The following is a 6,657-nucleotide window of genomic DNA, read 5'->3' as shown; positions in this document are numbered from 1 at the left end:
TATTTTATTTTTTGTGGTGATCAAGTTTTTCTTTGACATTATCAACTGCATCTTCTGATGCATCTTTAATGTCTGCAGCAACTTCCTTCACCTTACCGATTGTTTTATCAAGGACGCCTTCAGCTTTTTTCTTGTTGTCACCTGTAACATCACCAACAACTTCTTTAGCGTTACCTTTGAGTTTGTCTGTTGTACCTCTGTCGACCATAAAAAATACCTCCTTGTTGTTTATACTTTTATTCTACTGGTTATTGTCTCCTTTTGCAAGGTATTCAACTCGTAAATTTTTAAGCACCTGATTTATAGGATTTTCTGATGTATGACAGTTTTTATAGAAAACCTAATGCACTATATTTGACTCTGTGAGATTAAACTGCTAAAATTTATCCTAAAGTGACACTGTGTCATTTATAGAGTCAAGGGAGGAAAAAATGCCTAAAGCTACTTATCTAAAACTTCCAGAAGAAAAAAAACAACGCATCTATGCGGCTTGTAAGACCGAGTTTGCGGATAAACCCTTCCATCAAGCCACGGTGAGAAATATTGTGCAAAGTTTAGAAATCCCGCGGGGGAGTTTTTATCAATATTTTGAAGATTTAACAGATTGTTATATCTATGTTCTGTCTCAAGAGACAAGTGAGCTTCACCAGCTTTTCTTAGATGCGATTAAAAAATATCCGCTTGAAAAAGCCTTAGATGAATACAAGCATTTGCTACTAAAGGAACTCGTACATAATGAAAATTACGCCATCTACAAATATCGCTTTTTAGATTGGAATCACGAATTGACATTAGCTTGGAAAAAGTATAATCCTCAAACATTTGTAAGTAAAGAGCCTGTTTCGCCAATGATTTCTGTGTTTAAAGCAGTTGTGCACGATCTTGTTTACAGACTATTTGCAGAAGAGTGGAGTGATCAAGAATTTGTTGCGCACTATGACAGTGAAGTCGCAGTGATTATGAATGGCCTCTCAGGCAGTCAAAATCATCAATAAAGAAGAGAACGAGGAGTTCTTCAAGGAGTTGTATTATGTTTTTATCACTTAAAGAAATATTTTATTACAAGACAAGGTATACTTTGATTGCAACAATCATATTTTTGGTTTCTTATGTTGTTTTCATATTGTCAGGCCTATCAACTGGCCTTGCCAGCCAGTTTAAACAAGCAGTAGTGGACTGGAATGCAGAAAAGATTGTTCTGTCAGACAGCTCGAATAACATTCTGTCTGCTTCGCAGATTTCAAAAGCAGAGTTAGATAATATTGATGGAAAAGAGTTGTCTCCCGTTTCAGTTTTTTCAACTTCTATTAATCAGGGAGAGGATAAAAGAGAGAATATTACGGTTATGGCGCTCCCAATAGGTTCCGATATTCTACCACAAGTCAAGGATGGCGTTGATTTTTCAGAAGACAAGAAAGAAATCGTCATCCCAGAAAATCTTGCTGACAAGGGCTATAAAGTGGGAGACAAGATAAAGGTAGGGAATAACGATACAGAGTTAAAAATCGTTGGTATCGCCAAACCGACCTATTACTCAGCAACACCTGTCGTCTACAGTTCATTTGCTACGCTTTCCGCAATTAAAAACATGAACGCAGCAGCCGCAGATGCTTCTGTTAATGGTGTCATTGTAAAATCGGGTCAAGTAACCTTGAAAGGTTCAAGTTCAGATAAATTGAAAGTCATCACAACTTCTGAACTTATCAACAATATCCCAGGTTATTCTGCACAGAAAACAACACTGAGCGCAATGATTTATTTCTTGTTCTTGATTGTGCTGCTCATTATTGCTGTCTTTATGTATGTTATTACGCTTCAAAAAGTTCCAATCTTTGGGATTATGAAGGCGCAAGGGATTTCAAACTTCCTTATCATGAAGTCGATCTTATGGCAAAGTTTCTGGCTAGCATTGGTCGGTGTAGTTGCAGCTTTTGGTGGGAGCTATCTCACAAGCTTCGTGCTACCGCAAGCTATGCCGTTTGCAATTGATTTTTCTATATGGACAATTTATGGGCTCATATTGATTGTCGTATCAATACTGGGTTCTGTATTTTCACTGTATACGATTAGAAAAATTGATCCTACTCAAGCGATTGGAGGTTAATAATGAAAGATATTCTACATATGGATAAAGTCACAAAGAGCTTTGGTAAGGGGCGAACAGAAGTTCAAGCCTTGAAAGGCATTGATCTACGGGTACAAGCTGGGGAGTTTATCTCAATTATTGGTCCTTCAGGCTCTGGTAAAAGTACTTTTCTAACAATTGCTGGAGGGCTTCAGTCATCAACAACAGGGACAACAAAAATCAATACGATTGATTTTAATAAACTCTCAGAAAAAGAACGCTCAAAAGTAAGATTTAAAGAAGTAGGTTTTATCTTACAAGCTTCGAATCTCATACCTTATTTGACTGTCAAAGAACAGTTGAAACTTGTGGATAAGATAAATAAAAAGAACATTAATCGAGGCAAAATAGATGAAATGCTCGACTCTTTAGATATTTTAGAGCTACAAGATAAATATCCTGGGGAACTCTCTGGTGGGGAACGTCAACGTGTTGCAATCACACGTGCACTCTATAATGATCCAAGCTTGATTTTAGCTGACGAACCGACAGCCAGCTTAGATACAGAAAGGGCTTATCAGGTTGTGGATATTTTAAGAAAAGAAGCACATGAAAAAAATAAAGCCACTATTATGGTCACCCATGATTCGCGGATGATCAAAAATAGTGACAGCGTATATCGTATTGAAGACGGCAACCTCTTTAAGGTAGACAATCCTTGAGGGAGGATAAATAAAAAATGAGGGAGTTTTCCCTCATTTTTTACGGTTTATATTTTACGACGTTTTAAATAGAAGTAAGAGACGATGAGAATAAGAAAACCGCCAATCGAAAGAAGAGCTAAACCGTAAAAAATATGCGCAGCACTTAGATGTGATGATTGTGGATTAATTAATTGTAGGAAAAATGTTTTTGAATTATTTTGCTTCTCAGTAAGAAACAAGAGGAAAATAATGAGAAAGAATTGATGAATCAAGGAACCTTTTTTTTGAGTTGTGTTTTTTAGAAGAATACGGTGGTCTTCGGGAATATGAAGTGCCATGAAATACTGGTTATTGAGCCATTTGTTTAGGAGAAAATGTCCATAGCTTAATAAGAAAAAACTAAAACTCAGAGCAGAAGGTACTAACGTCATCAATAACCCAAGCACTAATCCCAGTAAAATGAAATTATCCATGTGTGGAACCAAGTGAGTGATTTTCTTATAAGTTGCTAATGCGATGACCATTCCTAAAGCATAAGGCAGGTACAATAAAAGATTTTCTGAACCTTTACCAAAGATATTGATGACATAGAGAGAACCGAACAGAAAAAGAAAATTACCAATTGCACCGTTAAGAAAAGTTAAGATATTTAGGGAAAGTGGTATTTGATAATTCCGGTATTCTTTTCTCGTTTTGTAAATAAGAAAAACAAAGAAAAAACTAAAGCCTAGCAATGAAACCCCAATAGCCAAGGCAGAACTTAGAAGTCTTCCCGTACGTAAGAGGATTAATAGAAGGCAGAGCCCCGTAAAAATAAATAGGTCTTTTTTAGAGAGATATAGAGCGGCTTCGGGTTTCATTTTGTTAGTGAGAACCTGTTTACCTACGGCTTCATAGGCATATCCAAGAGCAATTGCATAAAACAAAATGTATAAGCCAAATGATAAGGAAAGTCCCAAAGTCCCTGAAAGGGTCAATCCTGCAAATAAAGCAATCAAAGCTAAGAGAAGAAGAGGATAGGAAGTTTTCTTTTCCGTATTTGGCTGAAAGTGATTAAGTGTGACTGTCGCAGTAGGAAGCCATGAGGCGCTTAAACCAATAAGAACGCCTGCAGGCAGATATAACCAAGAATTCAAGGGGCCAATAAAAGCAAACACAGAACCTGCAAGGCCTGTATACAAGGATAGAATAAGAAGCTCTAAACTAGAAATAGTATTTTTAATGGCACGGACCAGAAAGACGCCAAGGATACGACAAGTATAGTATAAAGCGAAGGGTAAAACAGAACGTTCAGTTATTCCATCATTTAAACTAAGAAAAAGCAAGAAGGGCACCATGATAACGGTATTGGAAAGGACCACTAACATTGACTTTCCCCAATCATAAGCTATTTCACGTATTTTAATTCTCATTTTTCTACCTCTAAATTTTTGCTAAGAAACAAAATGAATTATCTGAATTATTATATCACGTTGCTTATAACGATAACAGGGAGTTGTGTGAACAAGAGAAAAATCAAAGAAGGAAGCAGTCTATATTAAAAAAATGAGTGAGATATTCTTAAACCTTAAAAAATGATTAAATTGAACAATCAACTCGTTTAAGTTATAATAGATGCAATAAGGAGGGATTTATGAGACATATGAAAGAGAACAGTATGTTTTTCTAAAAAGATATATACTCTAAATCCCGCCAAAATACAGAAGTAAATAGTAGGGAGTTTAGTAGTGAAAAAGATTGAATTAAATGTATCGAGGGTGATTTATGGCTTATTAGGCTTAACTTTAACCTTTGATGTGCTCTTGTCATTAAGTCAACGCACACTTTATGAAAATTTAAGTTCAGTTCTATTGCTCGTAGCTCCAATCCTGATCATGGTTTATATCATTTCAACACAAAGTGGTAGAAAGAGTACGTGGAAAACAGCACTTTTGTTTTTAATGCTCTTTCTAATTTTTGTCCTTGAAATGGGCGTTGTGATTGGGCACGGCTTAAGTCCAACACCGCTCTTCAATGTTTTAGCGGTGATTGCATATACAGGTCTCATAAGAATTTTTCTAGAAAAGAAGTGGACAATGGAGTTGGCTACTTTGAAAAGATGGACCTTTGGACTTTCAGGATTTTATCTTATCCTTGCACTTATCTTTGGTTTTTTTACGGTAAATCAAATTCCAACTGAAATATACAGCAATGTTCGTATCTTTTTAGTTGTACTGACCTTGGGTGTTCAACTTTTATTGCTTGGTCTTTCAGGCGTAATTTTATTTAATAAATTAAGAAAAAGTATTGGAAATTTTGCTTGGGGCTTTACGGTAGTGCTTCTCAGCATTTTTGGAGGTATTCTTTTCTATGTACTACAGGCTGACGTCAATGCACAGCTAGTAGCCCGCTTTTTATTGCTTGTCCAAATCGTTATGGCAATCTCATTGATTATCGAAAGCATCTATACTGGTCTTTCCAATTACTTTAAGCCATACAATAAAATACTGCTTTACTTGGTTTCTATCTTGCCACTTGTTTTTCTTTTCGAAAATAAATTCTGGGGCATGAGCTATTTGAAAGAGATTTTTGAAATTATGATGAGTAAATTGACATTTTTTGCAGTATTTTTCTCAATTCTCACTTTTATTTATTATACGATAGAAACAATCTTGCTCTGGTATGCTTACAGTACAAAAAGCTATACGAGTGATCTCAGTCATGTTGAGATTGAAACGAATTATCGGATCATTGTATTAATTCCTTGTATGAACGAAGAGTTAGTCATCAAAAACACTGTGAAAAGCTTGTTAAATACCAATTATGAAAATCTTGATATTTATGTGATTGATGATGCCAGCATTGATAATACGGTGCAAGAAGTTCAAGAATTCCAAGGTAATAAGAGATTCCATCTTCTCCAAAGATTTCAGCCTCAAGCGCAGCAAGGAAAAGGTGAAGCACTCAATTGGGCTTATAAAAAAATAACGGATTCCTATATTGATAAAGGTTATATTTTTGAGGAAACACTTATCACTATTATTGATGCAGACTCAAGTGTGGCAACAGATTACTTTGACAAGGTAAATTTGGTCTTTAACTCGGATTTTGAATTGACTGGTTTACAATCAAAAGTACAAGTAATCAACCGTAACAGAGACACATCACAAGATTTGGAATTTGGTGAGATTATTAATGCGACTCAATCTTTGCGTAGTAAAACAAATACCGTAGCCTTTGGTGGAAACGGACAGTTTTGTAAACTTAGCACTCTGTATTCTTTGCATGAAGCACCATGGACAACATCGCTAGTAGAGGATTTTGACCTTTCTTTACGTCTCTTTTTATCTGATATATATAATGTACGTAATGTCCAATATGATGATATTAAAATCAAACAAACAGGAATCTATGATGATACGATGTCCTTAGTTAAACAGCGCGTGCGGTGGGCACAAGGCAATATCCAAACCTTTAAGTACATATTCCCTATTATCAAATCAGAAAATTTAGAGTTCAAACAAAAATTAGAGCTGTGTTTTACCCTGATAAAACCTTGGTTGATGGCTATAGAATATGTAGTCGTTATTTACACAGGCGTTGTTTTATTTGGCACATTGCTGCTTTTTGGTTTAAACGATGCAGTGAAAAGCTTTGTTATAATCTTTGCCTTGATGGTACTCTACATTTTCCTTATCAATGTTGTCTGGGCAGTCCTGTATAATAAAAACTCTCAGGAAAAATTCAGATGGGGCCATGTTTTAAGCGATGCTTACTATTTGACCAAGTTTTTGATTGTTCTCAGTCAAATCTATCCGCAAGCGACACTCAGATATTTCAGATCGCAAAATACATGGGATAAAACGAAACGTCAAGCTTAATTTTTCATAAAAAATTGTAAAAAGAAAG

General features: G+C 35.6%; 6 protein-coding genes. 4 read left to right on the top strand and 2 right to left on the bottom strand.

Annotated elements, in window-relative coordinates; all coding sequences use genetic code 11:
- Positions 1 to 4 precede the first annotated feature (4 nt).
- Positions 5 to 208: a CsbD family protein gene (locus LACDD01_RS09525; protein WP_003134237.1), complete on the bottom strand. Its 204-nt coding sequence runs from the start codon at positions 206 to 208 to the stop codon at positions 5 to 7.
- 223 nt (positions 209 to 431) lie between these two features.
- Between LACDD01_RS09525 and LACDD01_RS09520 the strand changes: the two genes are divergently transcribed.
- Genes LACDD01_RS09520 through LACDD01_RS09510 form a run of 3 tightly spaced genes read left to right on the top strand, consistent with a single transcriptional unit; the run spans position 432 to position 2,787 of the window.
- Positions 432 to 995: a TetR/AcrR family transcriptional regulator gene (locus tag LACDD01_RS09520; protein WP_003134238.1), complete on the top strand. Its 564-nt coding sequence runs from the start codon at positions 432 to 434 to the stop codon at positions 993 to 995.
- Positions 996 to 1,030: 35 nt separating this feature from the next.
- The gene (locus LACDD01_RS09515) at positions 1,031 to 2,104 is read left to right on the top strand and encodes an ABC transporter permease (RefSeq protein ID WP_061414767.1); all 1,074 of its coding nucleotides are present in this window, start codon (positions 1,031 to 1,033) and stop codon (positions 2,102 to 2,104) included.
- Positions 2,105 to 2,106: 2 nt separating this feature from the next.
- Positions 2,107 to 2,787, top strand: a complete 681-nt coding sequence (locus LACDD01_RS09510; protein ID WP_003134240.1) for an ABC transporter ATP-binding protein — start codon at positions 2,107 to 2,109, stop codon at positions 2,785 to 2,787.
- Between the two features lie 47 nt (positions 2,788 to 2,834).
- Here the strand turns inward: LACDD01_RS09510 and LACDD01_RS09505 are convergent, their stop codons facing one another.
- Entirely contained in the window at positions 2,835 to 4,181 is a 1,347-nt protein-coding gene (locus LACDD01_RS09505; protein ID WP_061414764.1) for a hypothetical protein, read from the bottom strand.
- A gap of 315 nt (positions 4,182 to 4,496) precedes the next feature.
- On the opposite strand from LACDD01_RS09505, the gene LACDD01_RS09500 reads away from it, so the two are divergent.
- Positions 4,497 to 6,629: a glycosyltransferase family 2 protein gene (locus LACDD01_RS09500; RefSeq protein WP_061414761.1), complete on the top strand. Its 2,133-nt coding sequence runs from the start codon at positions 4,497 to 4,499 to the stop codon at positions 6,627 to 6,629.
- Positions 6,630 to 6,657 lie beyond the last annotated feature (28 nt).

Origin of the sequence: Lactococcus sp. DD01 (assembly GCF_001578715.1) — a bacterium.
Taxonomy (GTDB): Bacteria; Bacillota; Bacilli; order Lactobacillales; family Streptococcaceae; genus Lactococcus; species Lactococcus petauri.
This window is presented reverse-complemented; position numbering and strand designations above follow the sequence as displayed.